The following is a 23,522-nucleotide window of genomic DNA, read 5'->3' on the forward strand; positions in this document are numbered from 1 at the left end:
CTTCTTCTCCTACTGTTCGTCTAGCGGGCTCTTCTAGCGCTCGCCGTGCCAGGAGTGCCAGAGCGCCGCGTAGGGGCCCTCGGCATCCACCAGCTCGTCGTGGCCGCCGAGCTCGACGATGCGGCCGTCCTCGACCACGGCGATCACGTCCGCGTCGTGCGCGGTGTGCAGCCGGTGCGCGATCGCCACGACCGTCCTGCCCTCCAGCACGCCGGCCAGGGACCTCTCCAGGTGACGAGCCGCTCGCGGGTCCATCAGCGAGGTCGCCTCGTCGAGGACCAGCGTGTGCGGGTCGGCCAGGACCAGCCGGGCCAGGGCAACCTGCTGGGCCTGCGCAGGGGTCAGCGAGACCCCGCCCGAGCCGACCTCAGTGTCGAGGCCGTGCTCGAACCCGGCCACCCAAGCATGCGCGTCGACCGCACGAAGAGCCGTCCACAGCTCCGCGTCCGCTGCTGCCGGCCGAGCCAGCCGCAGGTTGTCGCGGACGCTGCCGACGAACACGTGGTGCTCCTGGTTCACCAGCGCCACGTGGCTGCGCACCTGCTCGGCCGACATCTTGTCCAGGGCGGCACCGCCCAGGGTGATGTCGCCCACCCTCGGCGAGTAGATGCCCGCCAGCAGCCGGCCGAGCGTCGATTTCCCCGCTCCAGAAGGGCCTACGAGCGCGACCCTGGCTCCCGGCTCCACCGTCAAGGTGACGCCGTGGAGCACGTCGCGGCCTTCGAGGTACCCGAAGCGCACCTCGTCCGCGAGTACGGTCCGCCCTTCCGGCTCGTCCTGCTTGCCGGCCGCTTCGGCCTCGATCTCCCGCACGCCGACGAGCCGGGCCAGGGAGACCTGGGCCACCTGCAGTTCGTCGTACCAGCGGATCATCATGTTGACCGGCTCGACCAGCATCTGGATGTAGAGGGCGCCGGTGGTGAGCGCGCCCACGGTGATCCAGCCCTCGATCGCGAGACCGCCGCCGATCACCAGCACCGCGGCCAGGGAGACCGTGTGGGTCATGTTGATGACCGGGAACAGGACCATCCGCAGGTAGAGCGTGTACCGCTCCCAGGCGACCCATTGGCCGATCCGGGTGTCACCGAGCTTGATCCGGCGGTTGCCGAGGCGGTGCGCCTCGACGGTCCGGCCGGCGTCGACGGTCTCGGCCAGCGCCGAAGCCACCGCCGCATAGCCCGCGGCCTCGGACCGGTACGCCGAGGGCGCGCGGCGGAAGTACCAGCGGCCGCCGATGATCAGGATCGGCGCGGCGATCACGATCGCGACGGCCAACTCCGGCGCTGTGACGATCAATGCGCCGATCAGCAGCGCGGCCCAGATCACCGCGATGGTCAACTGCGGTACGGCGTCCCGCATGGCGTGCGAGAGCCGGTCCACGTCGGTGGTGATCCGGGACAGCAGGTCACCTGTGCCGGCGCGCTCCAGTACACCCGGCGGCAGCGCGACGGCGCGGACCAGGAAGTCCTCCCGCAGGTCGGCAAGCATTTCCTCGCCCATCACCGCGCCGCGAAGGCGGGTGAGCCGGACGAACACCGTCTGCACCACGAGAGCACAGAGGAAGCCGAGCACGACGTAGGGAAGGTCGACGTCCGTCTCCCCGAGCGACAGCTTCTCCACGACGTTGCCGAGCAGCCAGGGCCCGACCATGCCGCTCAGGGCCGCTATCGCGTTGACCAGAGTCAGCCAGCCGAAGGCGCGACGGTGCCGCTTGAACAGCGTCTTCAGATAGGCCCGCACAGTGGCGGTCCCGGCGACCGGCAGGCGAGCCGCCTCTTGCGGGGCTGCCGGGTCGTACTCCGGGCGCTTCACGCCGACTCCTCGAGGGTTGCTTCTTCTTCACGGGTGACCACCGCGCGGTAGCGGGGGTTGGTGTGCAGCAGGTCGTGATGGGTGCCGACGGCATCCACCCGGCCGTCCGGCACGAACACGACCTGCTGGGCGCGGTCCAGCACCAACGGGCTGGATGTGAACACCACAGTGGTCCGCCCGGACCGCAGGAGCCGCAGGCTGTCGGCGATCCGCGCCTCGGTGTGGGCGTCCACCGCGCTGGTGGGCTCGTCGAGCACCAGCACCGCCGGGTCGACGTACAGCGAACGGGCAAGAGCCACCCGCTGGCGCTGTCCGCCGGACAGGGAGCGGCCACGCTCGGTCAGAACCGCCTGCGTGGCATCGGTGACACCCGCGGGCAGGGTCTGGCGCAGTACGTCCAGGATGTCTGCGCACTGGGCAGCCTCGAGTGCTGCCTCGACCGGGACGGCTCCACTGGCCGGTACGTCGAACAGGTCGCGCACCGTGCCCGACAGGAGTACCGGGTCCTTGTCCTGCACGAGAACGGCCGTGCGGGCGGAGTCCAGCGGCAGGTCGTCCAGCGCGATCCCGCCCAGCAGTACAGACGGGTCGTCGGCCTCTGCCTCGGGGCTGTGCCCGCCCAGGCGGTTCGCCAGCAGGCCACCCGCGTCGGGGTTGCCGCAGACCACTGCCGTGAAGGAGCCGGCCGGTACCTCCAGGCCGGAGAGCGGGTCGACCAGGTCGCCGGTCGGCACCTGTGCCTCTGACGTCCCCTTCGCGTCGTCCATCCGCTGCAGCGCTAGCACGCGAGCAGCGCGCCGGGCGGACACCTTCGAGAAGATGAACGCGCTCGCCGTCTCCTCGAACGTGTGCAGCGGCACCAGCATGAAGGTGATGAACCCGTACGTCGTGACGAGCTCGCCGACGCTGATCCGGCCTTGGGTGACGAGGCCGACCCCGAGCCAGACGATCAGCACCAGGAACAATCCGAACAGCAGCACCTGGATCGCCGCGATCAGCGACCACATCTTCGCGCTGCGGACCGCGCTGGCCCGGAACTCCTGCGAGGCCGAGCGGTATCGCTCCAGGAAGAGCTGCTCGCCGCCGATGCCCCGCAGTACGCGCAGACCGGCGACGGTGTCCGCGGCGAGCTCGGTGGCCCGGCCGCCCTTGGCGCGCTGGACGTCGGCCCGGCGCTCGGCCGGACCCATCAGCGGCACGATCGAGAACGCCAGGATCGGTACCGCGATCAGCACCACCAGGCCGAGCAGGGGCTCGTAGAAGAGCAGGCCGATGACGACTGCGAAGCAGGTCAGCAGGGCAGCCGCGAACCGCCCGAGGACCTCGACGAACCAGCCGATCTTCTCGACGTCGCCGCTGCTCACGGCGACCACCTCACCCGCGGCTATCCGGCGGGTCAGCATCGAACCGAGCTCGGCGGCCTTGCGGGAGATGAGCTGCTGGATCCGGGACGCGGTACTGATCCAGTTGGTCACCACGGCACGGTGGAAGAACGCGTCCGAACCGGCCTTCGCCGCGCCCATCACGAGCAGCAGGAGGCCGGCCAGCAGGAGCTTCGGCCAGGATTTGTCGATCACAGCCTGGACGGCGAGACCGACCGCGACCGGGGCGGCCGCGATGCCGCCGAAGTACAGCAGGCCCCAGCCGATCGCGACGACTTGCCCGCGCAGTTGCTGGTGCTCCAGCCAGAGAATGAGTCGGAGGCCGGACCGGGTATCTGGTACACCCGGGTCGGCGAACGGAATGAGGCGCAGCGACATGACGTCCCAAAAGAAGACATAGGAGGGGGGGTTTTGAACACCTGACCAGGCGAATGGATCAAGCCTAGGCTCCCTGGTGAGGGCCCTCAACCGAGTTTCGAGCGGTGGCCTGGGCAGCCGGTAGTACAGTCTTCAACGGGTTGTCGACAGGTGATTTGGAGGCGGATGGGGTGCGGGAGTTGAGCCGGCGGCGGCGGTTGCTGGTGCTCGGCATCTGCTGCCTGAGCCTGTTCATCGTCGGGCTCGACTCGACCATCGTGAACCTGGCCCTGCCGGCCATCCGCAGTGACCTCGACGCCTCGGTCTCCAAGCTGCAGTGGACGATCGACGCCTACACCCTGGTGATTGCCAGCCTGCTGATGCTGTCCGGTTCCACCGCGGACCGGATCGGCCGCCGCCGGACCTTCCAGGCCGGGCTGGTGATCTTCGGGATCGGCTCGCTGCTCTGCGGTATCGCGCCGACCGTCGACCTGCTGATCGTGTTCCGGATGCTGCAGGCGATCGGCGGCTCGATGCTCAACCCGGTCGCGATGTCGATCATCACCAACACCTTCACCGACCCGCGCGAACGCGCCCAGGCGATCGGTGTCTGGGGCGGCGTGGTCGGCCTGAGCTTGTCGGTCGGCCCGGTCGTCGGCGGCGCCCTGGTCGACACCGCGGGCTGGCGGTACATCTTCTGGATCAACGTGCCGGTGGTGCTGGTCGCCTTCGTGCTCACCGCGCTGTTCGTGCCGGAGTCCCGGGCCGCCGTCGCGCGGCGGATCGACCCGGTCGGGCAGATCCTGGTGATGCTGTTCCTGGTCGGGCTGACGTACGGGATCATCGAGGGCCGGTCCGCTGGGTGGGGTTCGCCGCTGATCGTCGGTTGCTTCGTGGTGGTCGTGCTCTCGCTCGTCTTCCTCGTGCTGTACGAGCGGCGACGGGAGCAGCCGTTGCTCGAGCCGCGGTTCTTCCGGAGTGCGCCGTTCTCCGGGGCGACGCTGATCGCGGTCTGCGGATTTGCCGCGCTGTCGGGCTTCCTGTTCCTGAATTCCCTTTATCTGCAGGAGGTTCGGGGCTTTTCGGCGCTGCACGCCGGGCTGCTGACGTTGCCGATGGCGGCGATGACGGTGATCTTCGCGCCGTTGTCCGGCTGGCTCGTCGGCAATCGCGGACCACGGCTTCCCCTGGTAGTCGCCGGCACGATGCTGGCCATCAGTGGTTTGGTTCTCTCGCGGCTCACCGACAGTACGGCGACCCCGGTGCTGCTCGGCGGCTACCTGATCTTCGGTCTGGGCTTCGGCATGCTGAACGCGCCGATCACGAACGCGGCGGTGTCGGGCATGCCTCGCTCCCAGGCGGGCGTCGCGGCCGCGATCGCCTCGACCAGTCGTCAGGTCGGCGCTTCGCTGGGTGTCGCGATCGTGGGGACCGTGCTGACCACCCAGCTCGTTGGACCACTCGAGACCGGGTTCGTCTCGGCCGCTCGGCTCGGGTGGTTCATCATCGCCGGTTGCGGAGCACTCGTGCTGGTGCTCGGGCTGATCACCACCGGGCGCTGGGCCCGCAGTACTGCTGAGGCTGTGGCCGCCGACCTGGAGGCCGATAGGGCGACCGTCTCTGCCTGAGCGCTGTGCTTAGCGGCGTCGACCTTTGTAGTCGTCAGGGGAGGTCGACGAGGCCGGCGCGGGCTAGGGCCTTGAGGCGGCCGCGGAGGATCTTCTGCCGGCGCTCCTCTTCCGGGAAGAGCTCCACGTACGCCGAACCGCGCGCTGCGAGCAGGTCGTCGTCGAGCCGCCGGACGGTCCCGGCCGGGAAGCGGTGCGTCATCGCCGCCTGCACGGCCGCGCTGTCGATGCCCCGCAGCAGCTCGGTCAACTGCTCCTCGGTGGTGACGCCCAGTTGCGCGAGGATGCCGAGGATCCAGGTGTAGTGGTTCGTCTTCGCGTGCGGCGCGTCGGGGTACCGCCTGGTCAGGTAGGTGGTCAGCGTCGCCGTGGTCAGGTCCATCGGGGCCGCGTCGGGCTCGGCGGCGGCCAGTTCGCGGTACAGCTTGTCGATCTCGGCGAACTCGTTGTCCGCGAGTTCCATCAGCGCCGCTGCGAGCAGGAACCGCCGGTCGAATTCGGGTTTGCGGTCCGGCGGGATGTCCAGCTTGTACCGGATGTCGTGCTCGAACTCCGCCCACGCGTGCTGGACCGCGGTACGGACCTGGATCTCCATCGTCAGGTTCTTGAGCACCGCGTACTCCGGAAGCTCGCGGCGGTGCGCGTTCAGCCGGACCAGGTAGTGCTTGCTGGCATAGCCGAACGCGCCCTGCGCCCGGGTGTGCGCGCCCATGTCGGTGTGCTCGACGATCTCGAACTCCGACTCGATCACCTCGCAGACCCGGTCCACCGCTTCCACCAGGAACGTGATCACCCGGGCGGCGACGAGGTCCGTGATCTGGTTCAGCGGATCGTCGTACTTCGGCTTGCTGGGATCGTCCGGGTGCGGTTTCGACGCTTTCGCCAGGAACGACTCGGGTTCCTTCGCCCGCGCCGTCGCACTCAGGTAGTTGATGCCTTCTTCCTCGCCGATCAACTCGTTGATCAGAGCTTCCAGCTTGCGGGCACCCCCGACGTACTGCTGATGCGTCCGCTCATACTGCCCCGCGGCCTGCACCGTCCACTCCCGCAACTCAACCCCACCCATGCGCAGACTTTAGCGGGCGGAGTTACCCGCCGAGTCGGAGTACTTCGCCCCCGGGCGCGGGGTTCGCCCATCGGGCGGGCAGTGGGCGAACCCCGTCCGCAGGAGCCAACCCCGCCGAGTGCAACCGGCCCGCGATGCCTGAACCCCACCGGACCGACCGCTGCTAGCGAGTGCTAACACTGTCTAGTGGTTTCTAGCGAAAAGGGTAGACAAGGGAAGAAGTTGATAGGGCAGCGACACGCGATGGGGTTGGCTAGCTAAATCTAAGGAAAACGCTAGACACGCTCATAGAGTGAAATGCATGGATCCGATCCGGAATCCCTATGCGCCCGGCGCCGGTCAGCGCCCGCCTGAGCTGGCTGGTCGCGACATCGAGGTGCGGCAGTTCGAGGTGGTCCTCGAGCGCGTTGCCGCAGGCAGGCCGGAGCGGAGCCTGGTGCTTTCGGGACTCCGCGGCGTCGGCAAGACCGTGTTGCTGAACACCCTCCGGAGCCAGGCGATCAAGCGCGCTTGGGGCACCGGCAAGATCGAGGCCCGGCCCGACCAGAGCATCCGGCTGCCGATCGCCCAGGCGCTGCACACCGCGATGCGCGAACTCGGCCACCGGCACCGCGACGAGGAACGCGTCGACCAGTTCAGCGCAGTACTGAAGGCCTTCGCGCTCCGGACTGCGCAGAACGACCGCAAGGGCATCCGCTGGCACCCACCCGTCGACGTGGTCGCCGCGAAGGGCCGCGCCGACTCGGGCGACCTCGAGATGGACCTGATCGAACTCTTCGCCGACGCGGCGGACCTCGCCGGCGACCTGTCCGTCGGGGTCGGCGTGTTCATCGACGAGATGCAGGACATCAGCGCGGATGACCTCTCCGCCCTCTGCGCCGCCTGCCACGAGATCTCCCAGCAGAGCGCACCCCTTGTCGTCGTCGGCGCCGGCCTGCCGCACCTCCCCGCAGTACTGTCCGCCAGCAAGTCGTACTCCGAGCGCCTGTTCCGCTACATCCGGGTGGACCGTCTGGCTCGCGAGGCGTGTGACCGAGCTCTCATGGTGCCCGCTGAGACCGAGGACGTCCGCTACGACGAGGAAGCCCTCGACGAGCTCTACGCCCAGACCGACGGCTACCCGTACTTCGTCCAGGCCTTCGCCCATGCCACCTGGGACCACGCCCCAGCCAGCCCCATCACCATCAAGGACGTCGCAGTCGCCGGCCCCGAAGCCTCCGCCGAACTCACTGTCGGCTTCTTCGGCTCCCGCTACGAACGAGCCACCCCCGCCGAACGCGAATACATGCGAGCCATGGCCGAACTGGGCATCGGCGTCGACGACGGCTCCGTCCCCACCGCCGAGGTCGCCAGCACCCTCAACCGCAAACCCCAGTCCCTCTCCCCTGCCCGGGACGGCCTCATCAAAAAAGGCCTCGTCTTCTCCGCCGAACGAGGCACCGTAGCCTTCACAGTCCCCCACTTCGGCAAGTTCCTCCGCACCCGCACCGCCTAACCCACGCCCTCCACCGTCGCTGGCCGGCCTTAGGCACGGACGTACCCAACGACAGGAAGATGTCGGTGTCGACGTCAACCTCCTCGCGCAGCAATGCGGTTGCGGCGCAGACAGAACGCAGTACTACCTGTCGGTCCGTACGCCGCAACCCGTCCTCAGCTCTTGCCGGGCACGCGCGCCCGCCTTCGAACGCCGCTCCACTCGCCCGGGACACGCCCGTCCCCACGGCTTGACACAGACATGGGTGGGTTCGGCGATGGAGGGGCCTTTCGGGAATTACCAGGGAGTCGCTAGGGTGAATCGTCATGACCACCGGGCGGAATGGGCAGCGTGCCAGCGCGCGTGCTCGTCGTTCCCGGGGTGGGCGGCATAGCCGGCGGAAGTCGTACAAGGCGCAGTGGTTCTCGGTGAGCGCGTTGGCTGTGCTGGGGGTCGTGATGGTGGTGCATCCGGATGCCACCAAGCAGAACAGTCTGGCCGCTCAGTTCAGTGGCGGCGACGTCGCGGCGAGTGAGCCGTCGCTGCCTCCGGTGGTGACGCCGACGCCTGCTCCGACGCCGACGGCAACGTTGACCACGCCGTTGCGCCCGGCACCTACCTTGACCCGGCAGCCCAAGGGGTCCAAGCCGAACGTGCTCGTCTCGACCGGGCGGCTGGCGGTGGTCCCGGGCTTCGCGAAGTCGACCGGTGAGCGGGACAAGCTCACGTACCGGGTCGAGATCGAGGAAGGGCTGTCCTTCAACGGAGCGGTCGTCGCCGCGACCATCCACAAGACGCTGACGGACGCGCGCGGCTGGCAGGCGATCCACCCGGTGAGCTTCGAGCGGACCGACAAGGCCGACGTCGACCTCCGCATCATCGTCGCCACGCCGACCCTGACCGACAAGCTCTGCCTGCCGCTCGACACCGGCGGCGAGGTCTCCTGCCGCGTGGACGACCGCGTCGTGCTCAACGCCAAGCGCTGGATGTACGCCGTCCCCGCGTACTCCGGCAAGGTCGACCTCTACCGCAGCTACCTCGTCAACCACGAGGTCGGCCATGCGCTCGGCCACGGCCACTCCACCTGCGCCAAGGCGAAGACGCCGGCGCCCGTGATGATGCAGCAGACCAAAGGCCTCGGCGGCTGCCTCCCGAACGCCTGGCCCACGATCAAGGCCACCTAGTACCTCCCGCTCGTGAGAACCTAGGCTCGAGAAGGTCCGATCGAGCCGAGGGAGCAGCGATGTCGTCACCTCAGTTCCCCACCTACGGCCGGGGCGACGACCCCGACGAGTCCGGCGAACAGGACCACTACGCCAAGCCGGCCCCGTACGGCGGCAACACCTACGGCTCCAGCCCGTACCACGACCAGCCCCCGCCCGGCTCGTACGTCGCCCCACCCCAGCCCGGCGCCTACCAGGGCCAACCCGGCCCGTACGGCGAACCCCAACCCGGCCAGTACGGGGCACCAGGAGCACCGGGCGGACCAGGAGCACCCGCACCGGGCCAGTACGGCGACCCGCAGTCCGCGTACAACCAGCCGCCGACCTACCGCCCGGGTCACCCGTACGGCCCTGCGGCGCACCCCCAGCAGCACGAACTCCCGTCGTACGGCAGAGACTCCGCGCCCCGTGATCCCCGCGCAGCGCGAGTTCTGCTACTCGCCACGATCATCGCGGCGGTCTACGGCCTCCTGGTGCTCTCGGTACAGCGGGTGTCCCTGCGGGAGATCTCCCAGGCTCCGGGCTCGTCCCTGAACCACCCGCTCCGCACGGACGTCATCGACACGATCGGCCAACTCCTCATCCTCGTCGTCGGCGTCGCGGCCATCGTGATGTGGCTCCGTGACGTGATGAGCCGCCGGAAGGCCGGACAGCAACCGGATCCCGTCGAGCTCGGCGGACTCGGCCTGGTCGCGTTGTCGCTGATCCCGCTGCTGATCTGGATGGTGATAGTGCTCACCACCGGCATGGGTGCCATCGACGACTCCCTGCACCGGCTGCCCACGGCGTACGGGTGGGGCGGTACCGGTCTGCTGCTCCTGGCCGTCGGGTTCGGCCTCGGCTACCGCGAGCTCAAGCCGGAGGTGTCGAACCCCGTGGTCAAGGCGGCTCCCGACCATCCGCCCTGGGAATGACGACGCCGGTCGTCCTGGTTCCCGGGCTCGGACTCGGGCCGGAGTCGTACGCGCCCACCCTGCAGCACGTCGAGGCCCCATACGAGGTAGTGACGCTCCCCGGGTACGGCTGCAAGGCACACGGTGGCGACGACCTCCACACCGAGGCACTGGCCGAGCGGCTGGCGCAACGGCTACCGGAGCGCGCAGTACTGGTCGGGCACTCGGCGAGCTGCCAGATCGTCGTGGCGGCCGCCCTCGCCCACCCGGGCCTCGCCAAAGCGCTGGTGCTCGTGGCGCCGAGCGGCGACCTCCGGGCGTCCGGCTGGCCGACACTGGCCGCCAGGTGGGCCCGCTCGGCTGTCTGGGACGACCTGCGGCTAGTGCCAACCCTGAGCCGGCAGTACTTCCGGACGAGCTTCCCGTCGATGGCCCGGGCCATGGAGGCCGCGCGGCACTACGACCTCGCCGCGGCTGTCCGCCGGGTCCAGATACCGACACTGGTCGTCCGCTCGAGGCACGACCGGATCGCCCCGCAGCGGTGGACCCAGGAGGTAGCAGAGCTGTCCCACGGCGAGTCTTGGACGCTGCCGACCGGGTCACACATGCCCGTGCTCACGAACGGCCCGGAGCTCGCGGCGTTCATCCACCGGTACACGGGTGTATACAAAGCCGGGTAGCGCGGTATCGTTGATGCGGTAACCACCTCCGCGGGAGCTCGCGCCGATAGAGCGGGCTGAGAGGGCGACGAGCTGAGAACCAGCCGGGTCGCCGACCGCCTGAACCTGACCGGGTAATGCCGGCGTAGGGAGCAGGTCAGCCATGACCACGACTGCTGCACGCACGACCAGTACCGACACCGAGGCGCCGCTCGTCCTCACCACGGACGCACCGCGCACGCTCGGCTTCCTCGACCAGTTCACCCTCTGGGGCAACTTCGGGATCTCCTTGTTCGGCCCGGTCACCGGAGCCCTCGTCGCGGCGTACACGGGCTCGCTGGTGAAGGGTCTGCTCGCGGTCGTCGTCGGCTGCGGGATCGGCGCGCTGGTGCTCGGCGGCGCGGCCGTGTTCGGCTCGCAGACGGGTGCGCCGGCGATGGCCAGCCTGCGGGGGTTGTTCGGCCGCCGCGGCTCGGTGGCGCCGACCGTGCTCAACATCGCGCAGAACATCGGCTGGGCCACGATGGAGATCATCGTCATCTCCCAGGCGGCCGTGGCGGTGACGAGTGAGCGCTGGCGCTGGCTGTTCGTGATCATCGCCGGTGTGATCGCCACTGCGATGGCCGTGCGGCCGCTGGGCAGCGTCAAGCTGCTCCGGAAGTTCATGGTCTGGCTGGTGCTGATCGCGTCGGTCTACTTGTTCGTCGCGGTGCTCAGCAAGCCAGTCCACGACATACCGCAGGACAGCGTGTTCGGCTTCTGGCCGGCCGTCGACCTGGCCGCCGCCGGGGTCGTCTCATTCGCCCCGCTGGCCGCCGACTACACCCGGCACTCGCGGACGAACAAGGCCGCCTTCGCCGGTTCCGCCCTCGGCTACGGCCTCGCCGCGATCCTGTACTACGCACTCGGCGTGCTGGCGGTCGCGACCCTGCAGACCAACAGCACCGATGTCATCACCGCACTGGTCACCTTGCCCGCGGGCGCGATCGCGCTGTTCGTGCTGCTGGTGGACGAGGTCGACGAGGCCTACGCGAACGTCTACTCGACCACCATGGCCGCGCACAACCTGATCGGTCACGTGGACCGCCGCTGGATCTCCTTGGTGATCGGCGTGCTCGCTACCGGGCTCGCACTGCTGGTTGACCTGGGCAACTACACGCAGTTCCTCTACCTGATCGGTTCTGTGTTCATCCCGCTGTTCGCGGCCGCGATCGCGGACTTCTTCCTCGTCAGCAAGATGCGCTGGGATGTTTCCGACACCGCCCGGTTCCGTTGGCCGCCCACGCTGGCCTGGGTCTGTGGGTTCGTCGCCTACCAGTTGGTGAATCCCGGCACGGTCGAGGGCTGGTCGCCGTTCTGGCTGGATCTCCAGCAGCGCTTGTTCAACGGTCAACCCGTCCCCGGCTGGCTCGGCGCGACGTACACGTCGATCGTCATTTCGATGCTGGCGGCAATTCTCTTCGGCCGCCTGGGTAAGTCGCGCGCCAGATAACGCCTTCGCAGTTGTCTGGCACCCGGTACTGACAGTGACACCTCGCGGCCGGGATACTTGCGCAATGCTGAATTCTGCACTGCGCAGCCGGGCCGAGTACGAAGAACTCGGGGTCGAGGGGCTCGCCAGTCGCACCACGCCTGAACGTGACGCCGCCACCGTCGAGGCCGTCGAGGAACTCCTGGAAGGCCGGGAGTCCGTGCTCGACCTGTGCTGTGGGTACGGCAGGATCAGCCTGCCGCTGCGGCGCGCGGGCAAGGTCGTGCGTGCGCTCGACATCTCCCCGAACCTGGTCGAGGCCGGCCGCGCGAAGGCGCTCGAGGAAGAACTGTCGATCGACTGGGCGATCGGCTCGATGACGGATCTGCCGTACAAGTCGGACTCGTTCGACGCGGTGATCTGCCTGTGGACGGCGTTCCACGAGTTGTTCTCCGAGGACGAGCAGATGTCGACGATCTGGGAGATCTCCCGGGTCCTGAAGCCGGGCGGTCTGGCGGTGATCGAGGGTCCGATCTGGGGTCCCGCGACGGCCTCCGAGATCGCGAACGGGCTGCGGCAGGGGCCGGAGCACCGGATCGTCACCACCGAGCAGTTCGGCACCAGCAGCGTCCACTTCATCCACGACGAAGCCAGCTACGGGCGTCTCTGTACCGCGGCGGGCATCAAGGACTACAAGGTCTACAAACGACAGTGGGGCGGCCGTCGCCGGCTGATCCTCGAGATTCGTGTCCCTGCTGGGGATTGATTGCTTGTACTACGTGCGCTACCGCGGCTGACCAGATTTCCCTGGAAACGATTCGCCGCAATTCGCTCACCATTGGTGAGTCGCGCTATTCGCCGGCGCCGGATCTCCCTTGCTGGCAAGGAGAAAACAAGAAGCAGGTCCCCACTCCACAATGGGGACCTGCTCCTTCTTGGCTTCAGTGTAAATGCTCGACTGCGACCAGCGGAAAACTCAGCTTTTCGATTCAAGATTCAGCAGAAAGCGTTTCGCGTCGAGTCCACCCGCGTACCCGGTGAGTGCCCCGCTCGCCCCGATCACCCGGTGGCAGGGCAGTACGACGCACAGTGGGTTCGCGCCCAGCGCGGTACCGACCGCGCGGGCCGCCTTCGGCCGGTCGATCTCACCTGCCAGTCGCCCGTACGTCGTAGTACGGCCGTAGCTGGTGTGGCTCGGCAGATCGCTGAGCACGAGCCGTTGGAAGGGCGTAGCCAGCGCGAGGTCCACCTCCAGGTCGAACTCATGCCGTCGTCCGTCGAGGAACTCGTCCAGTTGCCGGCGTACGTCGTCCAGCGCGGCGGGCTGGCGCAGTACTCGGGGGGAGATCGCGCGAGCGAGCCGGTTCGTCATGGTCTCCTCGTCGCCGAAGGAACTGGCCACGACGCGACCGGCGGCAGTAGCGAGCAGCAGGGTGCCGATCTGGGTGTCGTGCAGGGCATAGGAGACGTCTGCGGCGGGCAGTACCGGCGGCCCGCCGGTTGCGGAGGTGAGTCGACTGAGCCGGCTCTCGAGGTCATTCATGGTCTACTCCGAGTTTGTTGCGCAAGGTCGCGAGCGCATCGCTGACGAGTCGGCGGGATGCGGCGGGCGTGGTGTCCAGAGCGGCGGCCACGCCATGGTGGTCCAGGTCGCCGACATATTTCAGCGTGACGGCAAAGCGCTGCCGTTCGGGGAGTTCGTTGACCGCCTGCCAGAGATCCGGATCCGGCCACTCGGCGGATTCCGGGCCGTCCACTGCGAGAGGCAGGCTCTCGTCCAGCGGGCTCTGTGGTTTGCGGGCGCGGTGCAGATCCGTCGCGCAGCGGGAGGTGATGGTCAGCAGCCAACTGCGGAGGTTCTTTGCCGAGGTGAGGTTCGGGTAGGCGGCGAAGGCCTTCTCCCAGGCGCGTTGGGCGACGTCGTCGCCGTCGACCGGTCCGGCCAGCGCGCGCGCCAGCCTCGCCACGTCGCGCCAGTGCTCGTCGACGAGCGCCTGGAACGGCGGCAGCGAGACCCTCTCCGAAACCATCACGCCAGTAGAACGCACGCCGCAAGCGAGATGTGAGGGCGACACCCGACCGCGACGTCGACGCCCAGACCCCGAAGTCACCGACACCCCGACCGTGAAGACGTCGGCAACCCGGGCGCGTGTCGTTCCAGCAGCCGGTCAGTTTCGGACGGATGTTCCGAATGACGAGATTGTCTAGTTCTTCAGTCGACTTTGATGAGAGAGTCGTTGACATGACGAAGACCTGGCAGCTTGCGAGCGGACCGGTGGCCCCGAGCCACCACCGCGTGCTGCCCGGTGACCTGCCGGTGCTGATCAGCCGTCTGCTGACCCGCCGCCGCGTGATCGACCAGATGCGCACGGCCAGCGCGACCTGTCGCTGATCACCCGCTGTCTCGGCGGGCCCCGTCAGGCGCCACCTGGCCCCGAGCCGCCGCCATCACCCCCTGACAAGCCGACGCCCTAGCGGTCCGGCTGCCAATCCCACCCGCCCGGTCGCGGTGTCTTCGCCTGTCCGCTGCCGGTCGTCCCTGCCCCGTCCCGAGGGAGAGACATGTCCGTCCACGCGTTCAACCCTGCCCGAACGAGCCGCCCCGGCCTGACCGTCGTACCGGACCACGTCGAGGAGCGGGCGGTCGATGCCGACATCTTCCGTACCGTCTTCCGCCGGCACGCGGCCGGTGTCGTGGTGATCACCGCGGACGCCGGCCACGGCCCGGTCGGCTTCACCGCCACCTCGCTGGTGTCGGTCAGCCTCCTGCCGCCGCTGGTGTCGTTCTCGATCGCTACCACCGCGTCCAGTTGGCCGACCGTGCACCGGGCCGACAGCCTGGTGATCAACTTCCTCGCCGCGGACCAGCACGCGATCGCCGGGGTGTTCGCCACCAGTGGCGTCGACCGGTTTGCCGAACCGACCCGCTGGTCCCGCCTGCGCACCGGTGAACCCGCGCTGGACGACGCCCCGAGCTACCTGCGGGCTCTGGTCGAGCACCGCTTCGCAGTCGCCGATCACCACATTGTCGTGGCCCGGCTTGCCACCCACGCCGAGCGCCGCGAGCACGAGCCGTTGCTGTACCACGACGGCCGCTACGCGACCACGCACCGGCCCGCCTGAACCCCTGTCTGGAAGAAGCTCATGCCCAAGAAGAAGTCCTTTCTCGTACTAGCCGCGGCCCTGTCCGCACTGACCGTCCTGTCCGGATGCGGCGGTGACGCCGAGGCCGGTGGCGGCCCGAAGCTCGCCCTCGACGCGGCGCTACCGACCGAAGTACCGGACGGCGTCAAGATCGTGGTCGGCGATCCGGCCACCCAGAAGGCCCTGGAGCTGTCGGGCCAGCTCGACAAGGTCTCCAAGTTCGTCCAGTTCGCGAACCTCAGCGGTGGACCACAGACCACCGAGGCGTTCCGGGCGAAGGCGCTGGACCTCGGCTCAGTCGCGGAGATCCCGCCGATCCACGCCACCTGGACCGACCTGCACGTGAAGATCGTGGCCTCCAAGTTCCGCCAGGACGCGATCAACCACCCGATCTACCAGCTCGGCGTCGCGCCCGGCGTACAGGTGAAGTCGCTGGGAGACCTGCGGGGCAAGAAGATCGCCTACAGCCCGGGCCAGGCGCAGGGCGCCCTCGTGCTCAAGGTGCTGAAGAAGGCCGGGCTGACCAAGGACGACGTCAAGTTCGTCGAGCTACCGAGCACCGGCGACGTCTACTCGAACGCGCTGGCCGCCAAGCAGGTCGATGTCGCGCCGATCGGCGGTGTGCAGATCAAGCGGTACCTGACGAAGTACGGCAAGGACGGCGCCACCACCATCCAGCACGGGATCAGGGACGACGCCGGCCACCTCTACGGGCCGACCGAGTCGCTCGAGGACAGCGGCAAGGCCGCCGCGATCCGGGCGTACGTCGCCGCCTGGGGTGTCGCCCAGGAGTGGATCGACAAGCACCCGAAGGAGTGGATCGAGGGCTACTACGTCAAGGACCAGGGCCTCACCACTGCCGACGGCGAGTGGTTGGTCGAGAACGCCGGGCATCCGGAGATCAGCGCTGACTGGAGCGACGCGATCAAGCGGCAGCAGGAGACGATCGAGTTGCTCGCCAAGGAGACCGGCAACAAGGTGATCCAGGCCGCGGACCTCTACGACCTGCGTTTCCAGACCGTGGCCTCCGACGCGATCAAGGCGGCAGCGAAATGACTCAACTGGCAACCCTCCCAGGGGTTCGCGCCGAGCGGGACCAGACCGCCGTTGCTGCTCCCGTACGGCGCCGGCGCCGGCTCGGGCCGGGCAAGCCGATCAGGTTCGGCGCCGCGATCGGCCCGGTCCTACTGCTGGTCGGGTGGAGCATCGGCTCCGCGACCGGCTGGCTCGACCCGCGAGTGCTCTCGGCGCCCTGGACCGTGGTCACCACGACCGGCGACCTGATCGCCGACGGCCGGCTCCAGTCGAACCTGCTGACGTCGGCCCAGCGAGCCTTCGTCGGGCTCGGCCTCGGCATCGCGCTCGGAACCGTCCTGGCGCTGCTGTCCGGCCTGAGCCGGTTCGGCGAGGCGGTCCTGGACGGCCCGATCCAGATCAAGCGGGCGATCCCGTCGCTCGCGCTGCTGCCGCTGCTGATCCTCTGGCTCGGCATCGGCGAATCGATGAAGATCACCACCATCACGCTCGGCGTCTTCGTGCCGATCTACATTCACACCCACAACGGTCTGCGCACCATCGACAGCCGGTACGTCGAGCTCGCCGAGACCGTCGGGTTGTCGCGCTGGGAGTTCATCCGCCGGGTGGTCCTGCCGGGCGCGCTGCCCGGGTTCCTGCTCGGTCTGCGGTTCGCGGTCACCGGCGCGTGGCTGGCCCTCGTGGTGGTCGAGCAGATCAATTCCACCAGTGGGATCGGCTACATGATGGAGCTGGCACGCACCTACGGACAGATCGACATCATCATCGTCGGCCTGGTCCTCTACGGCGTGCTCGGCCTGCTGTCCGACGGAGCCGTCCGACTGATCCAGAGGAAGGCCTTGTCATGGCGACGCACGCTGGCGGACTGACACTAGAGAAAACCGCCGTCGAGGTTCGCGGCCTGGTGCGGAAGTACGGCGAACGCGCGGTGCTCGACGGAGTCGACCTGACCATCCAGCCCGGGGAGTTCGTTGCCCTGCTGGGAAAGAGCGGTTCCGGCAAGAGCACGCTGTTGCGGGCCTTGGCCGGGCTCGACTACGACGTGGACGGCAGCGGCGAGCTCGCAGTACCGGCGAACGTGTCGGTGGTCTTCCAGGACTCCAGGTTGTTGCCCTGGGCGCGGGTACTCGACAACGTCGTACTGGGCCTGCGTGCAGCTGACGAGCGTGGGCGGGAGAGCCTCGCGGAGGTGGGACTCGCTGGACGCGAGAAGGCCTGGCCGAATGAGTTGTCCGGCGGTGAGCAGCAGCGGGTCGCGTTGGCGCGGTCGCTCGTGCGGGAACCGGCGTTGCTGCTGGCTGACGAGCCGTTCGGGGCGCTCGATGCGTTGACCCGGCTGAAGATGCACGTCCTGCTGCGCAAACTCTGCGCCGCGCACCAACCCGCGGTACTGCTGGTCACGCACGACGTCGACGAGTCGATCGTGCTGGCCGACCGGGTGATCGTCCTCGACGAGGGGCGGATCGTGGCCGAGGAGTCGATCGACCTCGCCGAACCACGCAGCCCCGCCGATCCCGGGTTCGCCGCCGTCCGTTCCAGACTTCTAGACGCTTTGGGAGTGTCGCTGTGAGCCGTCACCTGCATCTGAACGCGTTCCTGATGAGCACCGGGCACCACGAGGCATCGTGGCGGCTGCCGGAGAGCAACCCGGTGGCGAACACGGACGTCGCGCACTACCAGAACCTGGCCCGGATCGCGGAGCGCGGCAAGTTCGACTCGGTCTTCTTCGCGGACTCGCCCGTGCTCATCGGCGACGTCGGCCGGCGCCCGGCCGGATCGCTCGAGCCGACCGTGCTGCTGACCGCGATCGCGGCCGCCACATCGAAGATCGGGTTGATCGCGACGGCCTCCACGACGTACAACGATCCGTTCAACCTGGCGCGGCGGTTCGCGAGCGTGGATCACGTCAGCGGTGGACGTGCCGGCTGGAATGTCGTCACCACGGCCGGGCCGGAGGCGGCGTTGAACTTCAACCTCGCCGACCAGCCCGCCCATGCGGAGCGGTACGACCGGGCGGCCGAGTTCCTCGAGGTCGCCTACCGGCTGTGGGACTCATGGGAGGACGACGCGACGCTGGCCGACAAGGAGTCCGGGGTCTGGGGCGACAACGCCAAGGTCCACCCGATCGATCACGTCGGGCGGCACTTCCAGGTCCGCGGGCCGCTGAACCTGCCGCGCTCACCGCAGGGGCACCCGCTGATCGTCCAGGCCGGCTCGTCGGAGGACGGCAAGGGCCTGGCAGCTCGCTACGCCGAGGCCGTGTTCACCGCGCAGCAGACGCTTGAGGACGCGCAGGCGTTCTACGCCGACCTGAAGGCACGGACCGCCGCGCTTGGTCGGGATCCGGCGTCCTTGAAGGTCCTTCCGGGCATCGTGCCGGTGATCGGTGGGACGGCGGAGGAGGCGTTGCGGTTGGAGCGGGAGTTGGATGAGCTGATCAGGCCCGAGTACGCGCGGCAACAACTGGCGAAGACGCTGCGGGTACGGCCGGAGGATCTGCCGTTCGACCAGCAGTTGCCGGCGGACCTACCCGACGAGGACGAGATCGAAAGCGCGAAGAGCCGCTACACACTGATCGTCACCCTGGCCCGACGGGAGAAGCTGACCGTGCGCCAACTGATCGGCCGACTGGGTGGCGGCCGCGGACACCGAACCTTCAGCGGTACGCCGGAACAGGTGGCCGACGCAATCGTCGAATGGTTCACCGCGGGCGCCGCCGACGGCTTCAACATCATGCCCGCTGTCTTGCCGTCCGGCCTGGAGGCGTTCGCAGACCACGTGGTACCGATCCTTCAACAGCGGGGCCTGTTCCGCACGGACTACACAGGCACGACGCTGCGAGACCACTACGGCCTCGCCCGCCCGGCCTCGCAGTACGAACAGGTCCAGCGGTTAGCCACGGTCTGAACCCACGTGAGGGAGCAGACCATCTAAACCCACAACCCCGTTCATTCGGTTCTTCTCATCCGTGAAACAACGGTCGCCCGGACCGCCGGCCCGCACCAGGGTGAAAAGGACCGAATGGACGGAACCTGTACAAGGCACTCGGGGACGCCGACCTACCGAACCCGCACCACCAGCTTCCCAACCGCCCCACCAGCCTCCATCACCCGATGAGCCTCCACGATCTCCTCGAACGCGAACACCCGCTCAACCCGGATCGGAAGCTTGCCCTCAGCAACCAGATTCACATACCGCTGGAAGTTCGCTGCCGGCAGATCGCTGCTCTCCCCGCCGTACCCCGTCAACCGCACCCCGTTCGGCAGATACCCGATCGGATAGAAGTCCGGGATCGTCCACTCGTCACTCAACATCCCCGTAAAACAAACGGTTCCGTGCACCTTGGTGCTCTTGAGGGTGTCCGGCAGCACGTTCGTCCCGACCAACTCGAGCGCCGCATCAACCCCTTCCGGCACGATCTCCCGCACCTTCTCCGCAATGTTGCCGTCATCAACCAACGGATGATCCACCCCGAGCTCCCGCAACATCTCAACCCGCCCCGGATTCCGCGTGGTCGAGAACACCGTCAGCCCGAACTCCTTGGCCAGCACAGCAGCCGCCACCCCGACGGACGACGTACCGCCTCGCACGAGCAACGTCTGTCCCGGCTGGATCCCCAGCCCGGTGTGCAGCGACCCGTGCGCGGTCTGCAGCATCTCCGGCAACGCCCCGAGCATCGCCCAGTCCAGATCCGTCTCCACCGGCAGCACGGAACTCACCGGCACCACCGTGTACTCCGCGTACCCGCCGTCGAACTCCCGCCCCATCCCACCCATCATCGCGACCACCTGCTGCCCGACCGCGAACTCCCCGCCCGGCGCCAGATCCACCGTGCCCACCGCCTCGATCCCCGGCACGATCGGAAACCGGGCATGGGTCGCCAGCCCGGCCCGCAAGTGATACTCCGATCGATTCAGCCCGAACGCCTCAACCCGAATCCGGACCCACCCGGCCTCGACCCCAGGCACGGCCACCTCCCGGATCCGAAGCACCTCCGGCCCACCCGGCCCCTCCAACACCACAGCCCGCATAGTCAAAGTCACCCCTCAAGTCTCCGCCACCCAGCCCCCGCCCGTCCGCCAGCCACGACCCGATGATCAGGCGGGGCGGCGAGGCCGGCGGAGGGGGGAGCGGGTGGGTTTGGAGGGTGAGGTCGGGAGAGAGGCTGCCGGGCGCGGGGCGGCGAGGGTTTTGAGGGCGAGTTCGGGGCGGTCGCTGATGATCGCGTCGACGCCGATGTCGGCGCAATCGAGGACGTCCTGCTCGGTGTTCACGGTCCAGACGTGCACCTGGTGGCCGTGCTTGTGGGCGCGATCGACGAACTCCGGGTGGGCCGTGACGATCTCCAGGCTCGGCCCGGCGTACGAGACACCCGTCGGCAATGACCCGTCGCGGAATCGCAGGGGAACCCGGTCCATCAGCAGCACCGTCCGCAGACCCGGCGCCAGCGCCCGCATCCGCCGCAGCGACAACCAGGAGAAGCTCATCACCCGCACCGGCGACTCCGACCCGATCTTCGGATGCGCCCAGCCGAACCTGTCCAGCATCTCGATCAACCGCCGCTCGACCAGCCCGGCGTACCGCGTCGGGTGCTTCGTCTCGATCGCCAGCTCCAACGGCCGGCCCGCATCGCGAACCGTCTCCAGCAGCCTCTCCAGCGTGAGCACCTTCAAGAGGTCCGGATCCGGCAGATCGGCCTCGTCGTCGAGGTCGGCCCACGGCGTCTTCCACGAACCCCAGTCGAAGCTGTCGAGCTCCTCCAGCCGCATGGTCGACAGCACCCCGCGGCCGTTCGAGGTTCGGTCGATCCGCCGGTCGTGTACGCAGACCAGATGACCGTCAGCCGTCAGCCGGACGTCGCACTCGAGCCCGTCCGCCCCGGCCTCGACCGCCCGGCGGTACGCCGCCAGCGTGTGCTCCGGACTGACCTCACTAGCGCCACGGTGGGCCACCACGCTCGGGCGTTTCCCCATAAACCCAACTCTGGCACGCCCTCCACCGAACCCCTAACCCAGCCACGCCGCCCCCGGGAAAGCGATTGCTACCAACTCCCCTGTACTCCGGTACGCCGGGCCCGGGTCGAACTGGACATGCCTCCCCAGCCCCAGGGCAAGGCAAAGCAACCAGGCTTGGCCCGGACCTCCGCCGACAGCGGGCCGAGCCGACCCGCGCGTGAGCCGGATGAGCGCGCCGACCAGGTCGGTCAGCCAAGCCCCGCTGAGCGGGCTCGCTGGCACGACAGGTTGGCTGAGGCCCACAGGTTGAAGGTGGTGGCAGCGGAGCGGTCACAATCTGGCGGCCTCGGTGGCTCGAGCTCGCTGTGGCGGTCTGGCGGGGTGGTGGGCTCTGTACGGGCGTACAGGGGGGACTGCTTGAGTCGGGTCGCGGTTGACGGGGAGGCGGTGGGCAGGTGGAGACGGTTTTAGGGCTGGGTGGGGTGGGTGGTGGGTGGTTGACGGGGGCGGTGAGTGGGAAGGCTGGGAGGGGTGTTTGGGGGGTGGTGTGAGTGGTTGCAGAGGGTTTTGAGGTCGGGGTTGGGGGGTTGTTCTGTGTAGTTGGGTGAATGCGAGGGGTTATTTGCACGTTCAATTCCGTCGCTTTTGTCTCGGTTTCTTTGCTAAACGTGTGATCTACCGCGGTGTGATGTAACGGAATTGCTGAGAGTGTTTTCAATGGGTTGATGCTGGGCAGAACTGCTAGTGCTGTTCCGATGACTGAGGAGACCCTGCTTGTCCTCTGCGACCTTGCCTGCCGACGTGAGTGTGATGGACGTCGTACTGCCGCACGAAGTGTCCGCGGTAGCGGATGCCCGCCGCCGTCTGGCCGGCTATCTGAAGCGGCATCGGGTCGCCGAAAATGCGCGCGATGACGCGCAATTGGTGCTCTCGGAACTGCTCTCCAACGCGATCCGGTACGCACCGCCGCTCCCCGACGGTGATGTACACGCGGCCTGGTGGATCGACAAGGCCGGCATCCACATCCAGGTGACCGACGGCTGCGGGGACACCGAGCCGCAGCGGATCAACGACGCGCATCCCGAGTCGATCGGCGGCCGCGGGCTGGCGATCGTGGACATGCTCACCGTCGAGTGGACCGTGCGCACCGCCGACAAGCGCCGCACCGTCCACGCCATCGTCCCCCGCTGACCTCCCACACCGTCGTCCGGGCTGACCTCCCGCACCGTGGCCCGGCGCGGGATGTGCGTGGGTTGGGTGTGGCGGCGGGGTGCTGCAAGACTGCGGGCATGGGAAAGAAGTCGCGCAACCGCGCCAAGAACACCACGACCGTCACGCTGGACCCGGCCGACCTGGTCGACGTCAGCCCGCGCGAGCCCTGCCCCTGCGGCTCCGGGAAGCGGTTCAAGCAGTGCCACGGCCGTGAGCAGGCGCAGGCAGCCGACGCTTTCGTGGTCCGGCCGTTCGAGGGGCTGCCGGCCGAGTGCGACCTGATCGCCTTCCGCGAGATCGTCCCGGCCGGTACCGCCGAGGTGACGCTGACCGGCGAGCACAAGGGCAAGACGGTCAACCTGGTCACGTTGCTGCCGATGGCGATGCCGGGTCTGGTCCGCGACGACGAGACGATCTGGATCGGCCTGCAGACGCACGCGTCGTCGGGTGACCCGAGCCGCGACGTCGCCCACGCCATCACCGCCGCGCTGAACACCGAGCCGGGCAACCCGATCCAGCTGGGCGACCTGCTCAAGGGCGGTCCGCGGCTGCAGGACCTGATCGACACCTCCAAGCCGATCACTGTGAAGGTGCACGAGGGCTTCGACTACTGGGTCGGCGAGAACGTCGAGGACCCGACCGGTGAGGTCGCCGCCGGGCTCGAGCGGGCGAACGCCGCCGCTGCCCCGACGGTTCGCCTGGAGTCGGTCGAGGCGGCGTACTGGACGCAGATCGGTGACCGCCGGTACCTGCGTTGGGTGATGCCGCACTCCGAGGACACTCTGCTCGACGCGCTGGCCCGCCTTCACGCGGCCGGCTCGTCCGCGCTCACCGACGGGAGCCGCCTGATCGGGTCGTTCCGTGCGCTGGGTGTGCTGGCTCCGGTCTGGGAGTTGCCGGCCGATGCCGAGGCCGCCGACCTGGAGAAGCCGGCCGCCGATTTCGCCGCGGCGCTCGACAAGGCGCTCGCGACCGAGGACGCGCTGACCACCGAGGAGCGGGCCGCCCGTGCGGGGCTGGCCAGCCGGCAGTTGACGATCCGCTAGGACCTGACATGACGAAGGGCCCGCGCTCGATGAGCGCGGGCCCTTCCACGTGGACGGCCCAAGTCCTGCTGACGGGGGAGCAACAGGGCCTGGGCCTAGCCATGAAGAGTACTCACAACCGGCCAGGACAACAACCCCCGATTTCACTCCGCGTGTCGCCGGGTT

General features: G+C 68.4%; 22 protein-coding genes and 1 riboswitch. Of the genes, 15 read left to right on the forward strand and 7 right to left on the reverse strand.

Features of this window, described 5'->3' with window-relative positions; translation table 11 throughout:
* Positions 1-33: 33 nt before the first annotated feature.
* Together ACFPJ1_RS07090 and ACFPJ1_RS07095 are read right to left on the reverse strand one after the other, a co-directional pair.
* A complete protein-coding gene (locus tag ACFPJ1_RS07090; RefSeq protein ID WP_380102224.1) occupies positions 34-1,812 on the reverse strand; it encodes an ABC transporter ATP-binding protein in 1,779 nt (592 codons plus the stop codon).
* Entirely contained in the window at positions 1,809-3,572 is a 1,764-nt protein-coding gene (locus tag ACFPJ1_RS07095; RefSeq protein ID WP_380102225.1) for an ABC transporter transmembrane domain-containing protein, read from the reverse strand. Before ACFPJ1_RS07095 ends, ACFPJ1_RS07090 begins: the two co-directional genes overlap by 4 nt.
* A gap of 170 nt (positions 3,573-3,742) precedes the next feature.
* Between ACFPJ1_RS07095 and ACFPJ1_RS07100 the strand changes: the two genes are divergently transcribed.
* Positions 3,743-5,179 carry an MFS transporter gene (locus tag ACFPJ1_RS07100; protein ID WP_380102227.1) on the forward strand — a complete coding sequence of 479 codons (1,437 nt, stop codon included), beginning with the start codon at positions 3,743-3,745 and terminating at the stop codon, positions 5,177-5,179.
* A gap of 34 nt (positions 5,180-5,213) precedes the next feature.
* Here ACFPJ1_RS07100 and ACFPJ1_RS07105 read toward each other — a convergent pair whose 3' ends face one another.
* Positions 5,214-6,245, reverse strand: coding sequence for a GTP pyrophosphokinase (locus ACFPJ1_RS07105; protein WP_380102229.1), 1,032 nt, complete (start codon positions 6,243-6,245; stop codon positions 5,214-5,216).
* Between the two features lie 301 nt (positions 6,246-6,546).
* Here ACFPJ1_RS07105 and ACFPJ1_RS07110 point away from each other — a divergent pair, with 301 nt between their 5' ends.
* The 6 genes from ACFPJ1_RS07110 to ACFPJ1_RS07135 all read left to right on the forward strand — a co-directional run bounded on the left by ACFPJ1_RS07110 (position 6,547) and on the right by ACFPJ1_RS07135 (position 12,731).
* Positions 6,547-7,740: an ATP-binding protein gene (locus tag ACFPJ1_RS07110; protein ID WP_380102231.1), complete on the forward strand. Its 1,194-nt coding sequence runs from the start codon at positions 6,547-6,549 to the stop codon at positions 7,738-7,740.
* Positions 7,741-8,045: 305 nt separating this feature from the next.
* Positions 8,046-8,903: a DUF3152 domain-containing protein gene (locus tag ACFPJ1_RS07115; protein WP_380102232.1), complete on the forward strand. Its 858-nt coding sequence runs from the start codon at positions 8,046-8,048 to the stop codon at positions 8,901-8,903.
* A gap of 59 nt (positions 8,904-8,962) precedes the next feature.
* On the forward strand, positions 8,963-9,856 hold the full coding sequence (locus ACFPJ1_RS07120) for a hypothetical protein (protein ID WP_380102233.1): 894 nt from the start codon (positions 8,963-8,965) through the stop codon (positions 9,854-9,856).
* The gene (locus ACFPJ1_RS07125; RefSeq protein WP_380102234.1) at positions 9,853-10,515 is read left to right on the forward strand and encodes an alpha/beta fold hydrolase; all 663 of its coding nucleotides are present in this window, start codon (positions 9,853-9,855) and stop codon (positions 10,513-10,515) included. The genes ACFPJ1_RS07120 and ACFPJ1_RS07125 overlap by 4 nt, the downstream gene beginning before the upstream one ends.
* 20 nt (positions 10,516-10,535) lie before the next feature.
* Positions 10,536-10,663: riboswitch (TPP riboswitch) on the forward strand.
* Positions 10,658-11,986, forward strand: coding sequence for a purine-cytosine permease family protein (locus ACFPJ1_RS07130; RefSeq protein ID WP_380102235.1), 1,329 nt, complete (start codon positions 10,658-10,660; stop codon positions 11,984-11,986). (Overlaps the previous riboswitch by 6 nt.)
* Before the next feature lie 64 nt (positions 11,987-12,050).
* Positions 12,051-12,731 carry a class I SAM-dependent methyltransferase gene (locus tag ACFPJ1_RS07135; protein ID WP_380102236.1) on the forward strand — a complete coding sequence of 227 codons (681 nt, stop codon included), beginning with the start codon at positions 12,051-12,053 and terminating at the stop codon, positions 12,729-12,731.
* A gap of 210 nt (positions 12,732-12,941) precedes the next feature.
* Here ACFPJ1_RS07135 and ACFPJ1_RS07140 read toward each other — a convergent pair whose 3' ends face one another.
* Positions 12,942-13,508 (reverse strand): methylated-DNA--[protein]-cysteine S-methyltransferase, encoded by a 567-nt coding sequence (locus tag ACFPJ1_RS07140; RefSeq protein ID WP_380102238.1) that lies wholly within the window; start codon positions 13,506-13,508, stop codon positions 12,942-12,944.
* Complete coding sequence (locus ACFPJ1_RS07145; RefSeq protein WP_380102239.1) at positions 13,501-13,995, reverse strand: RNA polymerase sigma factor; 495 nt, start codon at positions 13,993-13,995, stop codon at positions 13,501-13,503. Before ACFPJ1_RS07145 ends, ACFPJ1_RS07140 begins: the two co-directional genes overlap by 8 nt.
* Before the next feature lie 212 nt (positions 13,996-14,207).
* On the opposite strand from ACFPJ1_RS07145, the gene ACFPJ1_RS07150 reads away from it, so the two are divergent.
* From ACFPJ1_RS07150 to ACFPJ1_RS07175, 6 genes are all read left to right on the forward strand, one after another.
* Positions 14,208-14,357 (forward strand): hypothetical protein, encoded by a 150-nt coding sequence (locus ACFPJ1_RS07150; RefSeq protein ID WP_380102240.1) that lies wholly within the window; start codon positions 14,208-14,210, stop codon positions 14,355-14,357.
* A 170-nt stretch (positions 14,358-14,527) separates the two neighbouring features.
* On the forward strand, positions 14,528-15,088 hold the full coding sequence (locus ACFPJ1_RS07155) for a flavin reductase family protein (RefSeq protein ID WP_380102241.1): 561 nt from the start codon (positions 14,528-14,530) through the stop codon (positions 15,086-15,088).
* Positions 15,089-15,109: 21 nt separating this feature from the next.
* Complete coding sequence (locus ACFPJ1_RS07160) at positions 15,110-16,165, forward strand: ABC transporter substrate-binding protein (RefSeq protein WP_380102242.1); 1,056 nt, start codon at positions 15,110-15,112, stop codon at positions 16,163-16,165.
* Positions 16,162-17,013, forward strand: coding sequence for an ABC transporter permease (locus tag ACFPJ1_RS07165; RefSeq protein ID WP_380102243.1), 852 nt, complete (start codon positions 16,162-16,164; stop codon positions 17,011-17,013). Before ACFPJ1_RS07160 ends, ACFPJ1_RS07165 begins: the two co-directional genes overlap by 4 nt.
* The gene (locus ACFPJ1_RS07170; RefSeq protein ID WP_380102244.1) at positions 16,989-17,714 is read left to right on the forward strand and encodes an ABC transporter ATP-binding protein; all 726 of its coding nucleotides are present in this window, start codon (positions 16,989-16,991) and stop codon (positions 17,712-17,714) included. The genes ACFPJ1_RS07165 and ACFPJ1_RS07170 overlap by 25 nt, the downstream gene beginning before the upstream one ends.
* Positions 17,711-19,051, forward strand: a complete 1,341-nt coding sequence (locus ACFPJ1_RS07175; RefSeq protein ID WP_380102246.1) for an LLM class flavin-dependent oxidoreductase — start codon at positions 17,711-17,713, stop codon at positions 19,049-19,051. The genes ACFPJ1_RS07170 and ACFPJ1_RS07175 overlap by 4 nt, the downstream gene beginning before the upstream one ends.
* Positions 19,052-19,203: 152 nt before the next feature.
* Here ACFPJ1_RS07175 and ACFPJ1_RS07180 read toward each other — a convergent pair whose 3' ends face one another.
* Together ACFPJ1_RS07180 and ACFPJ1_RS07185 are read right to left on the reverse strand one after the other, a co-directional pair.
* Complete coding sequence (locus ACFPJ1_RS07180; protein ID WP_380102248.1) at positions 19,204-20,187, reverse strand: zinc-binding alcohol dehydrogenase family protein; 984 nt, start codon at positions 20,185-20,187, stop codon at positions 19,204-19,206.
* A gap of 54 nt (positions 20,188-20,241) precedes the next feature.
* Positions 20,242-21,117 (reverse strand): glycerophosphodiester phosphodiesterase, encoded by an 876-nt coding sequence (locus ACFPJ1_RS07185; protein ID WP_380102250.1) that lies wholly within the window; start codon positions 21,115-21,117, stop codon positions 20,242-20,244.
* A 756-nt stretch (positions 21,118-21,873) separates the two neighbouring features.
* On the opposite strand from ACFPJ1_RS07185, the gene ACFPJ1_RS07190 reads away from it, so the two are divergent.
* The gene (locus ACFPJ1_RS07190; RefSeq protein WP_380102251.1) at positions 21,874-22,290 is read left to right on the forward strand and encodes an ATP-binding protein; all 417 of its coding nucleotides are present in this window, start codon (positions 21,874-21,876) and stop codon (positions 22,288-22,290) included.
* Between the two features lie 98 nt (positions 22,291-22,388).
* Entirely contained in the window at positions 22,389-23,357 is a 969-nt protein-coding gene (locus ACFPJ1_RS07195; protein ID WP_380102252.1) for a DUF5926 family protein, read from the forward strand.
* Positions 23,358-23,522 lie beyond the last annotated feature (165 nt).

The sequence above is a fragment of the Kribbella qitaiheensis genome, from assembly GCF_042657745.1.
GTDB classification, from domain to species: Bacteria; Actinomycetota; Actinomycetes; order Propionibacteriales; family Kribbellaceae; genus Kribbella; species Kribbella qitaiheensis.